This window comes from Bacillus carboniphilus (genome assembly GCF_039522365.1).
In the GTDB taxonomy this organism is placed as follows: domain Bacteria; phylum Bacillota; class Bacilli; order Bacillales; family JC228; genus Bacillus_BF; species Bacillus_BF carboniphilus.
This window is the reverse complement of the sequence record NZ_BAAADJ010000002.1, coordinates 75,731-96,139: the sequence shown is the minus strand read 5'-3', so window position 1 is coordinate 96,139 and position 20,409 is coordinate 75,731. Positions and strand designations below refer to the sequence as shown.

The following is a 20,409-nucleotide window of genomic DNA, read 5'->3' as shown; positions in this document are numbered from 1 at the left end:
AAAACAAATTAGAAATGAGTCCTGTAGAATATCGTGAACAAAAAGCAGCTTAATATTAAATAAGTGTGCGGATTTTGGTGTGTCCACTTGACAGGGTCACGAACATCGTCTAAGGTCGCACTCAATCCATCCGTTTTCGCACATAAAATCGTATTTGCACTCAAAAGGGCATTTTTCGCACTCAAAAATCATTTTTCGCACTCAAGTCCTTTATTGCGCACTCAAATCATTTTTTTCGCACTCACCATAGCTTCTTTTTGACTCACCTTCAACGGTACCGCTCAATAATGCTGTAAAAATACACTTTCCACACCAGCATTCCCCTAATTCGACTAAAAAGTTTTTCGTAATTTAAAAAATCCAACAAAAATAACTAAAATTCCTAAAAAAAAACAGACCTTGCTAGGCCTGTTCTTCTCATTTATTCATATTTTCTAAATGCAAGTGTTGCATTATGACCACCAAAACCTAATGAATTACTGATGGCAGCCTTTAATTCAGTATGTCTTGCCTCATTAGGCACGTAATCTAAGTCACATTCAGGATCTGGTGTTTCATAGTTAATTGTTGGTGGCAATACTCCATTTTTGATTGCTAATGCTGTAAAGATGGCTTCAATACCACCAGCTGCGCCTAATAGATGGCCAGTCATAGATTTCGTCGAACTAACTGCCAATTTATAGGCGTGTTCACCAAATACTTCTTTAATCGCCATTGTTTCAAATTTATCATTATAGTCTGTACTAGTACCATGAGCGTTGACGTATCCAACATCTTCTGGTGATAGTCCGCCATCTTCAAGAGCAATCTTCATGGCGCGAGCTCCTCCTTCACCCTCAGGTGCTGGAGCCGTAATATGGTGAGCATCTCCTGTTGCTCCATATCCAACTACCTCAGCATAAATCGTTGCTCCACGTCTTAATGCGTGCTCTAGCTCTTCTAACACTACAATCCCTGCACCTTCACCAATAACAAATCCATCACGATTTTGATCAAATGGACGGCTTGCTGAGTTCGGGTCTGGGTTCGTTGAAAGTGCTGTATTCGCACAGAATCCAGCAACGGCCATTCGAGTAATTGGCGCTTCTGCTCCTCCTGTAACCATCGCGTCAGCATCTCCACGTTGAATCGCTTTAAATGCATCGCCGATAGAGTTAGTACCTGAAGCACATGCGGTAACCGTACAAGAGTTAATGCCTTTCGCTCCTAAGAAAATAGAAACCTGCCCAGAAGCCATATCTGGGATCATCATCGGTATCATAAATGGACTTACTCGGCGTGGCCCACGGTTCAGTAATGTTTCAAATTGGTTTTCAAATGTTTCCATTCCACCAATTCCAGAGCCTATCCATACACCTACACGCGTTGCATTTTCATCTGTAATCTTCAATCCAGAATCCTCAACGGCCATTAAGGATGCAGCTAATGCATATTGTGCAAACTTATCCATTTTGCGTACTTCCTTACGATGCATATACTTTTCTGGATCAAAATCCTTTATTTCTGCGGCTACTTTCGCTGGAAAGTCTTCTGCATTCACTCTTGTTAAAGGTCCGATGCCCGATTTCCCCTCTACAATAGCATTCCATGTAGTCGGAACATCATTACCCAATGGAGTGACTGCACCGACTCCTGTGATAACAACTCTCTTCTTTGTCATATTAGCTACTCCTTTGTTCATTTTTTTGCTTGTTCCCATAAATTCAATTATTTTCCCCATCGGACGGCGATTGCGCCCCAAGTAAGGCCACCACCAAATCCTACCATTACTACGACATCTCCATCTTTAATTTGTCCTTTTTCAACTGCCTCAGAAATTGAAATAGGGATGGACGCTGAAGACGTGTTTCCATATGACTTAACCGTTGTTGACATTTTTTCTATTGGTAATCCTAGTCTTTCCCTAGCTGATTCCATAATTCTCATATTCGCTTGATGAGGAATTAAGAAGTCTACATCATCTTTATTAAGACCTGCTTTTTCAATGACATTTACACTAGATTCGCCCATTTGACGAACAGCGAACTTAAACACTTCTCTTCCGTTCATGACAACAAATTTATCTTGGTATAGATACTGACCACCGGTTCCATCAGCCCCTAACTCAAACGACAAAACACCTTTGCCTTCCGATACAGGACCCATTACAACAGCACCCGCTCCGTCTCCAAACAAGACTGCGGTGTTTCGGTCTTCCCAGTCTACAATTTTAGACAACTTTTCAACACCAACAACTAATATATTTTGATAAGCACCTGTTTCAATAAATTGGGAAGCGGTAATCACTCCATACATAAACCCTGCACAAGCAGCACTTAAGTCCATTGCTGCTGCTTTTTTAGCTCCTAATTTTTCTTGGAGCATACATGCTACAGACGGAAATGGTTGATCAGGAGTTACAGTTGCAACTAGTATCAAGTCAAGGTCTTCACCCGAAATACCTGCATCGGACATTGCTTTTTTGGCTGCTTCTAACCCCATATCAGAAGTATCAATATGGTCTGGTGCAATTCTTCTTTCTTCAATTCCTGTTCGAGTACGGATCCATTCATCTGATGTATCCATTCTTTTTTCTAGATCAAAATTTGTGACCACTTGTTCTGGTACATAATGGCCTACTCCAATTACGCCTGCTTTCAAGGAATCATCCCCTATCTTCATAAATAATATATCTCTGAACCATCAAAATTTATAGGTTAATATTATGACTTGGTACTAATTTTATAAAAAAAAGAAAGGTTTGGCAACTCATTTATTTTTTCAGGAAAAGGTATCATCTTTCCTATTGTAGTCTAACTGTCCAAACGTCTTGCAGCCTGTTTACATACATTAAATGGAAAGAACATCCTAAGGGGGTGATTTAATGAGTGATAACAGCTTCCAGCAGATGGATGATAGATTTAGCCGCTTTATGTTTGGGGATCGGACAAGAAGAGGAAGCGCAGAGACGAAATCAGATGAAGAAGAAGTAGATGTAGAAGAGTTTGAAATAGGCACTGATACATCTGATTATGGGTCAACTTCAGAGATTCCATACCTTGAACTAATGGAGCAAATTGATCGGTTAATGACATCTCTTTCTACTTTCAAACCACTACTAAAAAGGGCGACACCATTTATTGAGAAATTATTATCTAAGATTGAGTGAAAATAGGAAGAGCGTAGCTCCTTGACCAGCCCAAGACGAGCCGGCAGGGGGGGCTTTTTCATAATAAGAAAAGAGAGCTACTCTTCCCTCGAAGGTAGCTCTCCTGTTTCTTTATAATGCTTAATATGTTCATTTAATTGGTCAATATAGGTCTGGTCCACTAATGGACTAAAGGCACCCATCGAGATGACTCCGTCTTGGAAATCAAAATATAGGTCTCCCGATTGTAACGTACCCTCATTAAACTTTTTCGCAACCAACTCATAAAGTTTATCAACATGTTGGACGGTACTCGTTAGAACTGTAAATTCCCCTAAATCAGATTGGTCAGATACAAACCCGATAGCAAATAGTCCATTTTCCTTTAGTTTTTCAATAACTGGTACATTAAAGCCATCCCCAGCAGGATATACAATATCCACATTTTTCACCAGTAATTCATCCAATAAATGTAAAGCTTTTTGTGGGTCATCCCAATGGTGGGTATACTCAACTGTAACGGTTGCATCTGGATTCTCATAGGCAACCCCTTCTATAAAACCTTCAATTTCTGGTTGCCAGTCATAAGCAGCAATAATTCCAATTTCATTGGTTTTGGTCATAAAACCAGCAACCATTCCACCAAAGAATCCCATCGCAAAGCTTTGGAAGTTTAAAGTAGTTGTATTTTCATTAACGGCACTACCATTAAATGATACAAAATGGATGTCTGGATAGTCGGCAGAAAGCTCATTAAAATAATGGGCATACTCATTTCCATGTCCAAAAACAAGGTTGGTTCCTTTTTGTTTGAATTCATGAACGGCTCGCTCAACTGCAGCAAGTGAATCCATACTTTCTTTATAAAAGACATCTACTTTTAACTGTGATTGAATTTGAAGCATTCCTTTATAGCCTTTTGTTCCCCATACCTGATCGTTCACCGTTTCAGGTACTAATAGTCCTGCTTTTTTAAGCTGATCAGTATGACTAGAGGAGTGACAGCTTGTTAATAAAAGTAGACAGAGGAAAATGACTCCCATTGGCCTCATCATGTCTTGCACTCCTTTACCCTGCTACTTGAGTCCTAATTCTATTATCGGACAAATATATTAATTATCAATTATAATAATAGTTAATTCTACCTTTGTCCTTTAAAATTGAAAAGTATTTTTTGATTGGGGACCTTTGATAGACCCTGACCAAACCTTTAATAATTCGTCAGTACTCTCACCACAAACTACCTCTAAATTTTGATAAGTTGAAAAATCAAACCCATTAAAGCTCGGTAAAGATCCTGCCCAATCCCACTTTTCCCCTACTAATGATTCAATGCATTTTTTATAATGGAGCTCCACATCACTGTTTAGCACAATGTCTTGATTATGATTTTCCAACTGATTTATTAAAAAGCTTACCGTTTCAGACAATGGTAATGCATCTTCAAGACTACTATTTGGGATTTTAGTCTCCTCATTTTTTCTTTGATTTGCAACTCGATATAAAATATCATTCTCGGGCTGACCTAATCCATAAAGAGGAGGAAGCCCTACATATTGAGGTTTCGGAAGAATCTTCTGACACTCTTTTACCAAATTCATGTATGGTTCTTCCCTAACTTCAGTTGAAGTCAATTCTCTCGGAACCATCACTAGAGTCCGATCAATTTTTAATTTGTTCACCGTTTCCTCTAAATGTTTTTTTATTTTCATATATTCAGCTTCATTTATATATTGGTGATCGTAGTGAGATATTATGAATATGGAGCTTCCTTGTTGTTCCTGATTAGATAAACCATCGACGCTTTGTAATTCCGTAAAATTAGCATTTCTACCAACTAATAAAGACTTTTCCGTGTCTTGAAAAGCAAATGGATAACGAACTCCAGCTACTTCATATCCTTCATGTAACAATTGTTGACAGAACTCAAAACTAACAAAATCATAAACACCGTATATATATATCTTGTCCATTTAAAGCCCCTCCCTAATGGTAACAGTCTATGACCCTACATATCGTTATATGTTAAGGAAGCACCTGTTTTCCTTTAGGAGAGGGTTATAATTCTTCATTTTCCATCAAATTTCGAATGACTAGTTTAGATATATGGGTCCGTCTTTCAGGTAAAATATAACGAATTTGAGTTGGGGCTAGTATTTGCTTTCGCTTTTTTACAATCTTCTCAATGGATTCATTTTTTAAGGAAAGACGATTCCCTTCCATTACATAAAATATCGAAAGTGGCTCTTTAAATAGCCACTGGTCAGCCGATGAATTAAAATGGATCTGATTCTTGTAATCTGGGTTCGAATTTTCTAGCTCATTCATAAATTTCTTGTAAAAAAAGAGATGATGTTTTTCTTCATCCATTTTTTCTTGAATGGATAAATAAGGATCCACTATATTAATGGAACGAATCTTTCCTTGAAGAATTTGAACTAAAGAAGGTATGATTAACGCACCCATCCCTTCGGCAAAAATATGGATTTTTTGATTTAATATCTCATGCCTTAAAACATAGTGGTACAAACTATCAACTAGCGATATTGCTTCTTCACTACCCCAATGGTTCCCGTAAAGATTGGAGCAGAAAACGGTGTATCCCGCTTCCTTCAAGTCCTGAAGCCATATGTTTCTCCCCACATGTTGAAGCCAAAAACTATTCTTCTCTTCAACAAAATGTCCAGCTCCACCTATTACTAAAACCCCGAACCCATTCGGTTTTTCTGGATAGTGAATCACATTCCATTCCGTATCTAGTTGAAAAAATCGCTGTTTCATAGGTGATGACTCCTTTTTTGAAATGCGTAAGCGCCTTTTGATCCCCAACAAAGGATGGTTTTTCAGTAAAAAAACCAAGGGAGCAGACGCTGAAGCTAGACTGTAAGTTTAATGATTCAAACAATGCTAATACAAAAGCTCTACTCTTACCATAACTATGCGTAAGCAGTAAAAAGGTAAGAGGAATAAGCCTATAATCCAGGAGTTCTAAAAATGAAATTTCGTTCACGAATTTTTTATAAATTGCTTTTATACTGAGGATTGGTTGTGGTAACATATTAGAAGGAATAGGACGAAAAGTAGGTGACAGAATATGCATATTATTTGGACAGTGATTTGGTCTTTCCTTATCGGACTTATGATCGCTTATGTAATCCCTTCCATGACTGGAGGACACTTTGAATTGGAACTAGGTCTAATTCTAGGTGCCATTTTCTCAGTGTTTATTATTCTTATCTCTTCTCTTATGCCAGAAGGGGAAAAAGAAGACCCATTACACTAAAATAATTTAAAAACCACCGACTGTTTGTCGGTGGTTTTTTCGTTTTTATCTCTTCTCAACTAGCAACTGCTCACCATCTACAGATACAACAGCCCGATCACCATCATGCAAGTTCCCCGCAATAATTTCTTTGGCCAGTCTATTCTCGAGTTCCCTTTGAATAAACCGCTTCAATGGTCTTGCACCAAACTTTGGATCCCATCCGTTTCGCGCAATAAATGCTTTAGCATCCTCTGTTAATTCAAGCTGTATTTCTTGGTCCGTTAATCGAGACTCCAGTTCAAATACAAATTTATCTACGATTTGTTTCAGTACTTCTTCATCTAGTGAATGGAATTGAATAATTTCATCCACCCGGTTTAAGAACTCTGGCCTAAAGAAAGATTGCAGAACAGTTAATAAATCACGGTCTGGAATAACACCTTCTTCTTGATCTTGCATCAACTCAGAGCCAATATTGGATGTCATGATGATAATGGCATTTCTTCCATCGGCTGTTCTTCCTTGTGAATCCGTAATTCTCCCATCATCTAATAACTGTAAGAGAATATTAAATACTTCTGGATGCGCTTTTTCCACTTCATCTAGTAAGATGACAGAATAGGGTTGTCTTCTTAAGGATTCTGTTAGTTGTCCCCCTTCTTCGTACCCTACATATCCAGGCGGTGCCCCAACTAATCTGGAAACAGCGTGCTTTTCCATATATTCACTCATATCTAACCGAATCATATGTTCTTCACTATCAAATAAATTCTCAGCTAAAGCCTTCGCAAGTTCTGTCTTTCCGACACCTGTTGGACCAAGGAATAAGAATGAACCAATCGGTCTTTTCGGGTCTTTTAAACCGGACCTTGATCGTAAAATTGCATTGGCCACTAACTCAATGGCATGGTCCTGTCCAACAACCCTTTTCTTAATGGAATCTTCCAGCTTCAAGAGTTTCTCTCTTTCCCCCTCTACTAGCTTTGTGATGGGGATTCCAGTCCATCTTGAGATTATTTGAGCGATTTCTTCCTCCGTCACTTCCTCGCGCAATAGCTTCTTGTCTCCGCTCCCTGCAGCTTGCTCGCTCTCCATCTGGGCAAGTTCCTTTTCCAGTTGAGGTATTTTTCCATGTCTTAATTCAGCTGCTCGATTTAAGTCGTAGCGGTCTTCAGCTTCTTCTAGCTCGCGTCGCAGGCTTTCTAATTGTTTACGTTTATTGCGAATATGTTGTAATTGCCCCTTCTCTTCTTCCCATTTATGTTTCATTTGTGCAGCTTTTAATTTATATTCTTCAAGTTCTTCCGTTAATTCCTGTAGTCTTTTTTTACTTATGTCATCCTTCTCTTTTCGAAGAGCTGCCTCCTCTATTTCTAACTGCATGACTCTTCTTGTTACCTCATCTAGCTCCGATGGCATCGAGTCAATTTCCGTGCGAATCATTGCGCATGCCTCATCTACTAGGTCAATGGCTTTGTCTGGTAAAAAGCGGTCTGTGATGTAGCGGTTGGATAGACTGGCAGCTGATACAAGTGCTCTATCATGAATTTTTACTCCATGATGAACCTCATACCTTTCTTTCAGTCCACGTAAAATCGAAATAGTATCCTCTACATCAGGTTCTTGGACTAGAACCTGTTGAAATCTTCTTTCCAGGGCTGGATCCTTTTCAATATACTTTCGATACTCATCCAAGGTAGTAGCACCTACACAGTGTAATTCACCTCTCGCCAACATTGGTTTCAACATGTTCCCTGCATCCATGGCACCCTCGGTCTTACCGGCTCCAACAATTGTGTGAATCTCATCTATAAAAAGTAGAATTTGACCATTACTCTTTTTAATTTCATGAAGTACTGCTTTTAATCTTTCCTCAAACTCTCCTCTAAATTTAGCTCCTGCAATAAGAGAACTCATATCTAAAGAAAAAATGGTTTTATCTTTTAATCCTTCTGGGACATCCTTCTTTACAATTCTCCAAGCTAATCCTTCCACAATGGCTGTTTTACCAACCCCTGGTTCACCTATTAAGACAGGATTATTTTTGGTTTTACGAGATAAGATTCGGACGACATTTCGTATTTCTTGATCTCGTCCTACTACTGGGTCTATTCGTCCCTCTTTCACTTCTTCCACTAAGTCTCTACCGTATTTTTTTAAGGCTTGATACTGATTCTCTGGGTTTTGCGTTGTCACTTTGTGATTCCCCCTTATTTCTTGAATGGTTTCTAGTAATGTTTCTCTTGTTAATCCTGCCTTCAAAAATACTTCCGTAGCTGCACTTTTTATAGAGAAAAGACTTAGGAATATATGCTCAATGGATAAATAGTGATCTCCCCATTCTTTCTGTAGGTTTTGCCCTGATTGAATGATAGAATTCGTTTGGTAGCTAATCGATATATTTGTTTCTGTATCCCCATTCCCACCTGAAACTTCGGGTAATTTATGTAGTAATCCTTCCAGTCCTTCTTTTATTGATGAAGAAGAAACCTTTTTCTGTTCTAATATATCTGGTAGGAGGCCTGTAGGGTCATCGAGTAATGTAAAAAATAAATGCTCGGGTTCGATCGCAGGATGATGTTTCTCTTTGACCAGTTCCCCTGCCTTTTGAAATGCTTCTTGTAACTTATAAGTCATCGATTCAAAAGCCATTCCATATCACCTCTTTAAAAAAGAGCCATTCCAATGAAGGAAGGCTCAAGGATGTTACAATACATACGATTTAACCTGTAAAATGTTCCACTTTTTACAAAAAATTATTTAAACTTACTTCTATACGTCCAAACTCGGTTATGGTTTGAACACTCAGGGAACTTGTCCCCTGCACTCATCTTAATTGATTTTGGGTGCATAACGTTACTACCTGTTTCCCCAATTTCAACATAGATTCCATTGTTTGGCGCCTTTTGACCAGGTTTGAATTGACGGTTTTGACCCATGCTAACTCCTCCTTTAATCAAGGGCTAGCTATAGTTTTACCTGTTCTGGGGAAAAACATGATTACATTTTTATAATAGTTGATTATGAATTTCTTTGTATAACTGTAAGGTTTCGTGAACGGCCACCTATTTCCGTTGATACGGCAGGAATCATGCCCCTAGATTGACGAAGAGCCGGTTTACGGTAACAATACGGCAGATATCGTGCCCTTAAATCAAGAAAAAGACAATCTTCGGTCACAATTCGTCCGGAATCGTACCTGTAAATCTACGAAGGGCCGATGTATGGGAACTACAAAATTTAAAAAAGCAGGTAACATCAAGAGTCACCTGCATTTGTTTTATCGAATGCCTAATGCGATTTTGGCATAACGAGACATACGGTCTTTTGACCATGGTGGATTCCATACAATGTTTACATGAGAATCTTTAACTTCCGGTAAATCTGAAACAGCTTGATTGACTTGTTCTACAATCGTTCCAGCCAGTGGACATCCCATGGAAGTTAAAGTCATTTCAACCTCTAATGTTCCTTCCTCATCTAACTCAACATTGTATACAAGTCCTAAGTTTACGATATCTATTCCAAGCTCTGGGTCTTCAACTTGCTCAAGTGCTGCGTAAATACTATCTTTTAAATCCTGATCCATTTTAATAACACTCCTTTGCATCTCCGGTTTCTTACCTTTATAGTAACAAATCTTTGTACAGATTTAAAATAAGCTGTTTTCTCTTCCTATTATATTCGAAAATCTATGTTAAGATGTGAGCTGGCTCACTTTTAGGTGTTGTTCAAACCATTCCACTGTTTTTAGTACGCCATACCGGGATACTTTATGATCTGCTTTTGGGTCTCTGTGAAATTGTATTAGGGTTGGACTTTCATTATAAAGATTCTTAACCTTTTCATAAAATTCATGTGCATGTGCAAACGGGACAGTTCCATCTTTTTCACCATGCCAAAACATGAGAGGGCGCTTCTTTAGTAAATCCGGTTGTATACTTAAATCATAGGCCTTTAAGGCATCTAATTGTGCTTGAAGTTGCTCATCTGTAAATGGAATTGGAATCCCTTGTTTTTGAATGCCATCGATTTGCATTTGCGCAAAACCAATATACGAAGGATTCCCCATTAGGCTGACCGCTGCTTTAATCCATTCAAATTGAGTCAACGCACCTAGTGTAATGATACCACCCATTGAAGTCCCTGCTACTCCGATGGAATCCCCTTTAAGCTTATTTTCTTCCACTAAATATGTATGCAAATCCTCCAATTCATGAATGGTTTTAATCACAATGTTCCAAAATTGTAAGGATAGCTCCATTGCGGAAGACCCTTTCGAACGTTCACCATGTAGATCACATTCTGGTAAGAGAACACGAAATCCTTTTTCCGCTAAGTAATAGGCATAATGCAAATTATGTTCTTTTGCACTTGTAAACCCATGAATAAAAATGACCACTGGAAGAGGTTTGGATTTTGATTCTTGAGGTCCTACCTCTAAAAGAGGAATGTCTTTTATCTTGTAATGATCGATATAGTACATGATTTTCCGCCTTTCTTTTAACCATGGGTAGAAGTTTTGATGTAATTATTTCATAATACCATTATAGGCTGAATAAAATGATTATCCCAATAATAACAGAAAAAAGGAGACATTATGGTAGATAAACACTTAATTGCACTGGATTTGGATGGCACGTTATTAAAAGATGATAAAACGATTTCGGAACATACGAAAAACATTCTACATAAAGTCAGAGAACACGGACATGAGGTGATGATTTCAACTGGAAGACCGTATCGTTCTAGTGAAATGTATTACCATGAACTAAAACTGGATACACCTATTGTGAATTTTAACGGTGCTTTCATCCATCACCCAACAGACCATTCCTTTGGTGAATATCATAGTCCTATGGACCTTGAAGTCGTCAAAGAAATTGTGGACGCTTGTCAGAAATATCATTTCCATAACATTATTGCAGAAGTAAAAGACGACGTTTACTTTCATTATCATGATGAAAAATTATTAGATATATTTTCCCTCGGAAACCCGAATACCACCACTGGTGATCTTCGTGAGTTTCTTAATGAAGCCCCAACCAGCTTATTGATTCACGCTAAAGAAGAGGAAGTTCCTCGTATCCGAAAACATCTTTCTGATGTACACGCGGAGCTAATTGACCATAGAAGATGGGGTGCACCTTTTCATGTCGTGGAAATTGTAAAATATGGATTAAATAAAGCGGTTGGCGTTAAGAAAGTTGCTGATTATCTAGGTATTCCTCAGAAAAACATCATTGCATTCGGAGATGAAGATAACGACCTTGAAATGTTAGAGTATGTTGGAGTTGGAGTTGCGATGGGGAATGGATCAGACGAAGTCAAAAATATTTCGAATAAAGTCACGCTTACAAATGAAGAAGATGGGATTGCAGTCTTCCTAGAAGAGTATTTGCTGAAAGAGTAATATACCCTTCACATTTTACCCGACACACCAAATATACCCTTCACATTTTACCCGACACACCACATATTACCCTGTTTGTTTAGCACCCTTTTCACCTACACTATATATGAGTCATAAAAGACTCAAAACTGGTTCATGACAACAGGGGGTTGTTGCTGTGGGGAAGAGAAATCGATCAAAACGATTTATTCAGCAAAATAAAACTTCTGTTTCAAAACATGACGAAAGATTCCCATATGAACGCACATATGCTGAGGCGGAAGCGAAAAAGATGGAAAATGTTCATAACTCCTCTTTAGGAGGAATTGAATAATGGGGAACCAGCTTTTTCAAGAAGCTTCTAAATGGGTAACGAGAGCAACTGAGGCAAGTAAAGGAACGGGAACACAAGATCAGGCTTTAATTGCGAAAGCACAAAATGCTTTGTCATCTGCATATGCCAATTCGACAACAGCTGAAAAATTGCAACTCCAAGAGATGCAAAATCAGCTGGATCAGTTTAAGACTCAGGGTTAAAAAAGGATGGCTTGTTTCGTACCATTTGGTTCGAAACGAGCCATCTTTTTACATTTACCAACCTAAGTCAATAGCGTAAGGAAGCATATCCCCTTTCCCGTGTATTGTTAGAACGATAGTGCCCTTTGTATTGGCAGGGATTTCTTTATAAGGAACTAATATAGAGAAGTTATGTGATTTTACTGGAATCGCTTTATCTTGAATAAATACATGATGACCATCGTCTAATGAAAAATAAACATTTTGGTTAGATTGAATTGTGCCTGTAATATAATAACCCTCATATCTCTTTTCAACCGATACATTTTGAATAGTCGGATGCTCCCTCGTATAGGTAACAACTTTTTCAATGGTCCGTTCACTAGGTGAAAGGGGTTTTTTATTGACAGATTTAGCAACTAAAGAAACACGAACAAGATGATCGCCAACTGGTTTTTTTCCATCAGGATATACCCATCGGTCTTTCCACTGTTTGCTTTCATCTGGCTTCAATTGTAGGGTTTGAAGCGCCTGCAAAAATGATTTATTTGCGGAATAGGTATAGACCGTCTCTTTTGTTTCTAAATTGGTGACCTGTATCTCAAAGGTTTGTGAGGTTGTAAATAGAAAGGTTTGCTTCTGTTTACTCGTATTTCTTAGAGTGATGATAAACTCTGTAAAAGTGGGGTCTCGGTTTAGATCTACATCTAATGTAAATTCCTTACTAAGTGCGCTTTCTGCCCATGCAACAGACTGAAAGCATCCTAAAAATAGTAATACGGTAACAAAATAAACTGCTGCTTTTCTCATGATGTGGGTCCCCCCTACTGTGAATGTTACCGTTAGTATTCCTATTTTTACCCTTGTTAATCTCTTCTAAAGAAACCAAAAATGCCAGTTGTTTGGACAATATTAGTGAAAGCATTCGGATCTACGTCTCGTATAATATGTTCAAGATCATATAGCTCATATCTAGTAATAACAATCATTAACATTTCTTTGGGCTCATTTGTAAATGCACCTTTTGCCGGTAAAGTGGTAATCCCACGTACTAGCTTGTTATGAATGGCTTTTTTCAATTCATCTGATTTCTTTGTGATAATCATTGCAGTTAGCTTCTCATGTCTCGTATGGATGGCATCAATAAGGCGTGTCGATACGTAAAGAGCTACTAATGTGTATAGAGCACTTTCCCACCCAAATAAATAACCAGCAGAAACGATAATAACAGCATTCATTGTAAAAAAATATGTACCGACTGGCCGATCCTTCATCCGGGATAATATCATAGCGATAATATCCATTCCCCCAGTGGATGCACCCCATTTTAATGTAAGACCTACACCAAGAGCAGCAAATACTCCACCAAAAACAGCATTTAGCAGAATGTCAGGTGAGTGTTGTGTGACCGGAATAATTTCTAAGAATAAGGTCGTTAATATAACACTAACAAAACTATAAAAAGTAAAGGATTTACCTACCTTCTTCCACCCTAAAATGGTAACCGGTATGTTTAAAAGGAATAGGAGAATTCCCGTTGAAACTGTAAAAGGAGTAAATTCTCCAAATATACTCGATAATAACTGAGCTAATCCGGTAAAACCACTGGCGTACACATCAGCTGGGATTAAGAAAAAATTAACCGAAATGGCATTAAGAAATGCTCCAAAACAAACAACGATGATCTTTTTGATTTCTTCTTTAACCATGATTCACAACCTCCTATATTGCTCTATTTACCATAATTTCGTAAACTAAACTTAAGACTTATTTTAAGAAGGTGAAAGAATGACCGTTCAAATTATTGCTGATAGTGCATGTGATCTACCTCTTTCTTATTTAGAAGAACATCAAGTAGATGTATTACCTCTTAAGGTTTTATTAAATAATAAGGAATATGACGACCTCTTTGAGATTACATACAATGAAATTTATCAAGAAATGAGAGAGGGCAGTGTTCCAAAAACTGCACAAGTCTCTCCCTATAGGTTGAAGGAAATCTTCACAAAATATGCTAAGCAAAATAAATCAGCTATTTACTTTGCTTTTTCTTCTGGTTTATCAGGTACCTATCAAACGGCACATTTAATGAATGAAGAAGTGAAAGAAGAAAACCCTGAGATGGATATTACAGTTGTCGACACTAAATGTGCCTCTCTTGGCTATGGACTCGTAATCCGCAAAGCAGCGGAGTTGAGCTCACAGGGTAAAACAAAAGAAGAAATCGTTAAAGAAGTTACCGATTACAGTCAACAAATCGAACATCTTTTTACGGTTGAGAACCTTGAATATTTGGCTCGTGGAGGGCGTATCTCAAAAGCATCGGCATGGATCGGTGGAATGCTACAAGTGAAACCATTGCTTCATGTTGAAAATGGGGAACTAGTACCACTAGAGAAAGTCAGAGGAAAAGACCGTTGGAAGAAGAAAATGGTACAAGTTATGAAAGAAAGAGGCGGCGATTGGAGCAACCAAACCGTTGCAATTAGCCACGGTGATGCAGTGGAAACAGCAGAAGAAATGAAACAAATGATTCAATCCGAATTAGGTGTCCAAAACTTTGTCATTCACCCAATTGGTGCTGCTATAGGATCACATAGTGGTCCAGGAACCATTGCCATTTTCTTTTTGGGGAAATAGATTTGAAAGGCTACTCTCTTCGTGAGGGTGGCTTTTTTTCTTAGACGGAACAGTTGTATGGTTGCCTGAATTCCAAATTCAGATTTAGCATTTCTACAATTTTATTCCATTAAGTATGCTCCATACTTTTATAAAGGCGTGCATAAGGGTAGAGAGCTCTATCATTACCGTATAGCCTAAATCAAGCTCCCATACATCATTTATCAACTTACTAGGCATACTAAAAAATATCTTTGAAAACTAAAAGGAGTGTTCTCAATATGCCTAGAACATCTGATAATGATAAAAAGGCGTTTGATAATCAAGCCTATCACGAGAAGAAAAATGAACTAAAAGAGAAAAATCGAAAAGCTGGCAAGCATCAGTACTCTAAAAAGACGGACCATCTTTAATCACTAAAGTATGGCGGGAATTGTTAATCATACGATGGCAAAGGAAAAACCCGAGCATCTAAGTATGCTCGGGTTTCTTTTATTAAGTCGACTCAACAATTGCTGATTCAACAGGTCCGCAAGAGCTTCGTTTTACAAGGTTATATGGGATAATCACCCGTTTAACTGGCTCTTTGGGGTTTTCAATCATTTGCATTAAGTTTCGGGCCGCTTCAAATCCTAAATCAAAAATGTTTATGTCCACGGATGTAAGTGGAGGACGTGACATTTCGGCTAACATCACATTGTTGAAGCTAACAACTGATATATCTTTAGGTACCTGAATTCCCAGTTCATTTAAACTGTTTAATACACCAAGGGCCATTAAGTCATCTGAAACTACAAGGGCAGTTGGTGGATCTTCTAGGGAAAGGAGAGCATTTACCGCTTCCTGTCCACCCTCACGCAAGAATTCCTCATGAATAACATATTCGTTCCTTAAAGATATTCCTGCATTTCTTAAGGCTTTCTCATAGCCCAGTACACGGTCTACTGTCACTACAAAATTCAGGTTTCCCCCGACAAAGGCCACTCGTTCGTGCCCAAGTCTTAATAAATGTTCTGTTACATCTTTAGCGGCCCGGAAATTGTCATTATCAATATGAGTGATTTCTTCTACATGTTTAAACGGCTTTCCAATCACAACGAAAGGAAAATTTCTTTCTCTCAAATAGGACAAGACTCGGTCTTCGACTTTTGAATAAAGAAGAATGACCCCATCCACTCTCCTACCTTGTACCATTTTAACGACATCATCGTAAATTTCTTTTTCTGTTTTACCTGTTGTCATGTGAATGCTGTATTGCTTAGTATGAGCCCCTTCACTTATTCCTCGTAGAACGGTTGGAAAAAAGGGATTTTGGAATACTAAGTCTGTTGAACTTGGAGCGACGAGACCAATAGTTTGAGTTGATTGACTTGCCAAGCTTCTTGCAATCATATTGGGGTGATAGCCAAGCTGCTGCATAGCTTCTCTAACCTTGATCTTGGTCTTTTCACTAATTCTCGAACTGTCAGCGATTACCCGAGATACCGTTGAAGGAGATACCCCAGCAAGCTTAGCCACGTCCTTAATTGTTACAGTCATTAACATCACCCCTTCCGATTGCCTACATTTTCAAAGAATACTTTCCCTTTTCTTGCTCCTCTAATAAAACTCCATCGAATTCAATTTTCACATGTTCCTGGGCACCGTGTAAGACTAAATGGAAAGATTCCCATTCAGGCTTGAATGAACCAGACCGTTCACTAGTCATTTGAATCGAGCCATCTTTTTGGGTGATGGTAAACGCCATATCTAAATATTCTCCGTTTTCAAAAGCGAACGTTGATCCATCATCCTCATACATAGTAAAGGTATACTCACTATTATTGGAGTAATATAAATGAACCGTTCTCGTTGCCTCTTTTTCTTCAGTAGACATTCTAACGTTACCTTGTGCAATGGCTGTCCCTGCTAATACATAAATCGGAAGTTTATCAAGTGGTGCATGAATTAAATGGCGTTTGCCACCTTCTAAAACTTCACCTGTCCAAAAGTCATACCATGTTCCCTCAGGGAGATACACCACTCTGTATTCATCGGTTGGTTTTACGATAGGGGCAACAATAACGTTATCTCCGATCATAAATTGATCATACAAATTAACTGTATTCTCATCATTTGGATATTCCATAACAAGTGGTCTCATCACTGGCAGACCGGATTGACTCGCTTCTTTAAATAAGGTGTAAAGCTGCGGTAGCCATTGGTAACGAAGCTGGATATACTTACGCACCACTTCTTCATATTTTTCACCAAATGACCAAGGCTCTTGTCTAACAAAACCTAGGGCACTGTGGTTTCTAAAGAATGGGGTTAATGCACCTACTTGTGTCCAACGAGCTAATAATTCACCATTCGAATCATGAGCAAATCCACCCACATCTGGTCCGGCAAAAGGTACACCTGATACGCCTAGGTTCATAACCATTGGAATCGCCATTTGTAGGTGCTCCCAGAAACTACGGTTATCACCAGTCCAAACAGCTGCATAACGTTGAACACCAGAGTAACCAGCACGTGTTAGTAAAAATGGTCGTTTTCCACTCAATTGGTCCTTCATGCCCTCATAAGTGGATTTCCCCATCAATAAGCCATAAATATTATGAAGCTCACGATGAGATTTTGGATTACCATCATTATCATGAATAACCTTCAAATCCATTGTTTTCGTCTCGTTGAAAACGGCAGGTTCATTCATATCATTCCAAATACCCTCAATACCTAAATCAGTATAAAACTCGTGCTTTTCTCCCCACCACTTACGCACATTTTCGCTTGTAAAATCAGGGAATGCACTATTTCCTGGCCATACTTCACCAAAGTAAATATTTCCCTCTATATATTTACAGAACAGATCGTTTCGTACCCCTTCTTGGTAGATTGGATACTCAGAGTCTTCCTTCACTCCTGGGTCTACAATCGGTACTACATGAATTCCTTGTTCTTTAAGATCTTGGATTAGCTGTTTTGGATTAGGGAAACGATTTTTATCGAATGTAAAGACACGATACCCTTCCATATAATGAATATCTAAGTGAACCACATCGATTGGTATATTTTTTTCTTTAAACAGTTTAACAAGCTCTCTTACTTCTTGTTCACTTTCATAACTGTAACGGGATTGGTGATAGCCAATGCTCCATTTCGGTGGAATCGGACTTCTACCGGTTACATACGTATACTGTTCCAATACATTCTTCATCGTAGGACCAGCAAACACATAATAATTGATAGTTCCCCCTTCACTACCAAACGAATAACGATCTGTTTCAGAACGAAGGTCGAACGTAGTTTTGAAGGTGTTATCAAAGAAAATCCCAAATGCTTTACCATCTCTTAACGTTGTGAAAAATGGGATGGATTCATACAGTGAATCTGTTTCTGGATTGTGAGGAGCATACACGTCACTGTTCCACATCACCATTTTTTCTCCACGTTTATCTAGGAAGCCTGTCTTTTCTCCAAATCCATAGAAGTGGTCATTCTCTTCCATTTCCTTATAACAAATGACTTCTCTTGTTTCTTTATAAGCCATACCACTTTTGGACTCTTGTACAAGGACTTCTCCTTTTCCATCTAAGATGTTAATAAGAAGAGGATCCTTTTGAATCACAACCGTTAATGCCCCAGTAGAAAGAGTGATTGAATGATTGGATTCGTCAATCTTAAAGTCGATATCTTTTTCAGAGACAATGATGGCTGGGCTTTTTGGTAAGGTAGCTTTTCCAAATGGATTCATTTCAATGTGAACAATGTCTTCTCGCTTAAAGGCGATTGCTAGCTCTCCATTTTCCGTAGTCCCGTTGAAAAGGTTTCCTTCCTTCTTATAGGAAACAATTGGTCCAATAGCTTTATAACCGTCTTGACCATTTTGTTTTTGCTGACCAGGATGTATAGCGAAGCTTGTATCTTCTAACATGTTGTTTTCCTCCTAAAAAGCTCACTCTTTCTTACGTTTTCCTTTTCTCCAAACGTAGAAAACAAACCCGATAAATGATAAGTAGATCACAGCTAACGTGGATAAGTAAGGGATATTTAATCCACTCTTTTCAGCTAATACATAGACTTCAGAGGTTTCACGATTAAGAGTGATGTTGTACTTTCCTTCATCACTTCTAACTAAATCTCCTTCTAATACGCCTCTTAGCTCCTGATCTTCTTCTAGCTCACTTTGATCAATGGTTGCTGTTTGTGTTTTTGAGGAATTGTTGATCGCAACGACTGTTACTTCATCCTCATATGTCCTTTTATATACAGCCATTCCATCTTCTTCATATAAGACTTCCATATCACCCCGTCTTAGTGATGGATGGGTATTTCTGACTTCACCTAGTTTCGTAAAGTAGTCGATTAACTCTTTATCAGCTCTAAAGCTCATCATTCGTCTGTTATCAGGATCATTTCCACCATTTAAGGCAATCTCAGACCCATAATAAACGATTGGGATTCCAGGTGCTGTATATAGATAGGTCATGGCTAGCTTCCATCTTGTACCTGGGTGAATATTGTTTTTGGCAACTTCGTAAGTAAAGCGAGTATTATCGTGATTATCAATAAAATTTCCATTTAATAATGGATTTTCATAAACTAACTTATTTCGATTCCATTGAACGAAAAGCATTTCCAATGATTTGTCATAGTTATCAAATGCATTCCTTAGATATTCATGTAAAGGATAGTCCACAAAACCGTCTATTCCAGTCTCTTGATAAGAGGCAATGTATTGTGGATCTTTTGACCAGATTTCCCCAATTAAATAAAAATCTTCTTTCACACTTTTGACTTCAGTAACAAAATCGGTCCAAAAACTTTTTGGAACGTGTTTGACTGTATCTAATCGATAGCCATCAACATCAGTTTCTTCAATCCACCACTTGGCAGCATCCAATAAATATTGTTTGACCTCAGGATTTTCTTGCGCTAGATCAGGTAGACCATAGATCCACCCATTTTCCAGCTGCTCTTGGTTGTCACCTAAGATTGGTTTGTTCTCGTGAAACCAATCTTGTTTTTCTGAGTCTTCTACCCATGGATGTTCAGGTGACACGTGATTAACTACGAAGTCCAATATAATCTTCATATCACGTTTGTGTGCCTCATCTACTAGAGTCTTAAATTCTTCAATAGTTCCAAAGTGTTCATCTGTATTATAGAAGTCTTGGATCCAATAGCCATGGTAGCCCTTATCTGAATTATCAAAGACAGGAGTTAGCCAGATAGCCGTAAATCCCATATCTTTAATGTAATCTAACTTTTCAATAACCCCTTGAAAGTCCCCACCATGATAAGCGAGAGGATCTTCTAAATCACTATCTAAGTCATTGGATGGGTCCCCGTTGTTAAATCGGTCCACCATTAAAAAATAAATAGTTTCATCTTGCCAAGTTCGGTCTTGTGCCTCAGTTTGCTTCACATTGATTGTAGTCGAAAGAATGAGCAACATGAGAAACAGAGCCATTGATTTCTTTAGCATGCACTGTCACTCCTATACTT

21 protein-coding genes are annotated in these 20,409 nt (G+C 38.4%); 7 read left to right on the top strand and 14 right to left on the bottom strand.

Features of this window, described 5'->3' with window-relative positions:
• Window positions 1-421 precede the first annotated feature (421 nt).
• Both fabF and ABDZ91_RS00825 read right to left on the bottom strand, forming a co-directional pair.
• The gene (gene fabF, locus ABDZ91_RS00830; protein WP_343795453.1) at window positions 422-1,660 is read right to left on the bottom strand and encodes a beta-ketoacyl-ACP synthase II; all 1,239 of its coding nucleotides are present in this window, start codon (window positions 1,658-1,660) and stop codon (window positions 422-424) included.
• A 47-nt stretch (window positions 1,661-1,707) separates the two neighbouring features.
• Complete coding sequence (locus tag ABDZ91_RS00825) at window positions 1,708-2,640, bottom strand: beta-ketoacyl-ACP synthase III (RefSeq protein ID WP_343795451.1); 933 nt, start codon at window positions 2,638-2,640, stop codon at window positions 1,708-1,710.
• A 223-nt stretch (window positions 2,641-2,863) separates the two neighbouring features.
• On the opposite strand from ABDZ91_RS00825, the gene ABDZ91_RS00820 reads away from it, so the two are divergent.
• Window positions 2,864-3,148 carry a hypothetical protein gene (locus tag ABDZ91_RS00820; RefSeq protein WP_343795449.1) on the top strand — a complete coding sequence of 95 codons (285 nt, stop codon included), beginning with the start codon at window positions 2,864-2,866 and terminating at the stop codon, window positions 3,146-3,148.
• A 77-nt stretch (window positions 3,149-3,225) separates the two neighbouring features.
• On the opposite strand, the gene ABDZ91_RS00815 is transcribed toward ABDZ91_RS00820, so the two are convergent.
• The 3 genes from ABDZ91_RS00815 to ABDZ91_RS00805 all read right to left on the bottom strand — a co-directional run bounded on the left by ABDZ91_RS00815 (window position 3,226) and on the right by ABDZ91_RS00805 (window position 5,908).
• A complete protein-coding gene (locus ABDZ91_RS00815) occupies window positions 3,226-4,182 on the bottom strand; it encodes a BMP family ABC transporter substrate-binding protein (protein ID WP_343795448.1) in 957 nt (318 codons plus the stop codon).
• Between the two features lie 99 nt (window positions 4,183-4,281).
• Entirely contained in the window at window positions 4,282-5,100 is an 819-nt protein-coding gene (locus ABDZ91_RS00810; protein ID WP_343795446.1) for a hypothetical protein, read from the bottom strand.
• An 85-nt stretch (window positions 5,101-5,185) separates the two neighbouring features.
• Window positions 5,186-5,908, bottom strand: coding sequence for a hydrolase (locus ABDZ91_RS00805; RefSeq protein ID WP_343795444.1), 723 nt, complete (start codon window positions 5,906-5,908; stop codon window positions 5,186-5,188).
• 313 nt (window positions 5,909-6,221) lie between these two features.
• Here ABDZ91_RS00805 and ABDZ91_RS00800 point away from each other — a divergent pair, with 313 nt between their 5' ends.
• A complete protein-coding gene (locus tag ABDZ91_RS00800; RefSeq protein WP_343795442.1) occupies window positions 6,222-6,410 on the top strand; it encodes a YjzD family protein in 189 nt (62 codons plus the stop codon).
• Between the two features lie 45 nt (window positions 6,411-6,455).
• Here the strand turns inward: ABDZ91_RS00800 and clpB are convergent, their stop codons facing one another.
• From clpB to ABDZ91_RS00780, 4 genes are all read right to left on the bottom strand, one after another.
• Complete coding sequence (clpB, locus tag ABDZ91_RS00795) at window positions 6,456-9,044, bottom strand: ATP-dependent chaperone ClpB (protein WP_425541768.1); 2,589 nt, start codon at window positions 9,042-9,044, stop codon at window positions 6,456-6,458.
• A gap of 104 nt (window positions 9,045-9,148) precedes the next feature.
• Window positions 9,149-9,331, bottom strand: coding sequence for a YjzC family protein (locus ABDZ91_RS00790; protein WP_343795440.1), 183 nt, complete (start codon window positions 9,329-9,331; stop codon window positions 9,149-9,151).
• A 341-nt stretch (window positions 9,332-9,672) separates the two neighbouring features.
• Window positions 9,673-9,981, bottom strand: a complete 309-nt coding sequence (locus ABDZ91_RS00785) for a metal-sulfur cluster assembly factor (protein ID WP_343795438.1) — start codon at window positions 9,979-9,981, stop codon at window positions 9,673-9,675.
• Between the two features lie 108 nt (window positions 9,982-10,089).
• Window positions 10,090-10,878 (bottom strand): prolyl oligopeptidase family serine peptidase, encoded by a 789-nt coding sequence (locus ABDZ91_RS00780; protein WP_343795437.1) that lies wholly within the window; start codon window positions 10,876-10,878, stop codon window positions 10,090-10,092.
• Between the two features lie 114 nt (window positions 10,879-10,992).
• Between ABDZ91_RS00780 and ABDZ91_RS00775 the strand changes: the two genes are divergently transcribed.
• From ABDZ91_RS00775 to ABDZ91_RS00765, 3 genes are all read left to right on the top strand, one after another.
• The gene (locus ABDZ91_RS00775) at window positions 10,993-11,805 is read left to right on the top strand and encodes a Cof-type HAD-IIB family hydrolase (RefSeq protein ID WP_343795435.1); all 813 of its coding nucleotides are present in this window, start codon (window positions 10,993-10,995) and stop codon (window positions 11,803-11,805) included.
• 157 nt (window positions 11,806-11,962) lie between these two features.
• Complete coding sequence (locus ABDZ91_RS00770) at window positions 11,963-12,118, top strand: hypothetical protein (protein ID WP_343795433.1); 156 nt, start codon at window positions 11,963-11,965, stop codon at window positions 12,116-12,118.
• Entirely contained in the window at window positions 12,118-12,321 is a 204-nt protein-coding gene (locus ABDZ91_RS00765) for a DUF3813 domain-containing protein (RefSeq protein ID WP_343795432.1), read from the top strand. The genes ABDZ91_RS00770 and ABDZ91_RS00765 overlap by 1 nt, the downstream gene beginning before the upstream one ends.
• A gap of 54 nt (window positions 12,322-12,375) precedes the next feature.
• On the opposite strand, the gene ABDZ91_RS00760 is transcribed toward ABDZ91_RS00765, so the two are convergent.
• Together ABDZ91_RS00760 and ABDZ91_RS00755 are read right to left on the bottom strand one after the other, a co-directional pair.
• On the bottom strand, window positions 12,376-13,110 hold the full coding sequence (locus ABDZ91_RS00760; RefSeq protein WP_343795430.1) for a BsuPI-related putative proteinase inhibitor: 735 nt from the start codon (window positions 13,108-13,110) through the stop codon (window positions 12,376-12,378).
• 56 nt (window positions 13,111-13,166) lie between these two features.
• Window positions 13,167-14,009, bottom strand: coding sequence for a YitT family protein (locus ABDZ91_RS00755; protein WP_343795428.1), 843 nt, complete (start codon window positions 14,007-14,009; stop codon window positions 13,167-13,169).
• A 79-nt stretch (window positions 14,010-14,088) separates the two neighbouring features.
• Here ABDZ91_RS00755 and ABDZ91_RS00750 point away from each other — a divergent pair, with 79 nt between their 5' ends.
• Both ABDZ91_RS00750 and ABDZ91_RS00745 read left to right on the top strand, forming a co-directional pair.
• Entirely contained in the window at window positions 14,089-14,940 is an 852-nt protein-coding gene (locus tag ABDZ91_RS00750) for a DegV family protein (protein ID WP_343795427.1), read from the top strand.
• Window positions 14,941-15,200: 260 nt separating this feature from the next.
• The gene (locus tag ABDZ91_RS00745) at window positions 15,201-15,332 is read left to right on the top strand and encodes a DUF3941 domain-containing protein (protein WP_343795426.1); all 132 of its coding nucleotides are present in this window, start codon (window positions 15,201-15,203) and stop codon (window positions 15,330-15,332) included.
• Window positions 15,333-15,414: 82 nt separating this feature from the next.
• Here ABDZ91_RS00745 and ABDZ91_RS00740 read toward each other — a convergent pair whose 3' ends face one another.
• The 3 genes from ABDZ91_RS00740 to ABDZ91_RS00730 are packed head-to-tail and all read right to left on the bottom strand — an operon-like array spanning window position 15,415 to window position 20,389.
• Window positions 15,415-16,458 carry a LacI family DNA-binding transcriptional regulator gene (locus tag ABDZ91_RS00740; RefSeq protein ID WP_343795424.1) on the bottom strand — a complete coding sequence of 348 codons (1,044 nt, stop codon included), beginning with the start codon at window positions 16,456-16,458 and terminating at the stop codon, window positions 15,415-15,417.
• Between the two features lie 22 nt (window positions 16,459-16,480).
• Window positions 16,481-18,835 carry a glycoside hydrolase family 31 protein gene (locus ABDZ91_RS00735; RefSeq protein WP_343795422.1) on the bottom strand — a complete coding sequence of 785 codons (2,355 nt, stop codon included), beginning with the start codon at window positions 18,833-18,835 and terminating at the stop codon, window positions 16,481-16,483.
• Between the two features lie 21 nt (window positions 18,836-18,856).
• The gene (locus tag ABDZ91_RS00730) at window positions 18,857-20,389 is read right to left on the bottom strand and encodes an alpha-amylase family glycosyl hydrolase (RefSeq protein ID WP_343795420.1); all 1,533 of its coding nucleotides are present in this window, start codon (window positions 20,387-20,389) and stop codon (window positions 18,857-18,859) included.
• Between the last annotated feature and the right edge of the window lie 20 nt (window positions 20,390-20,409).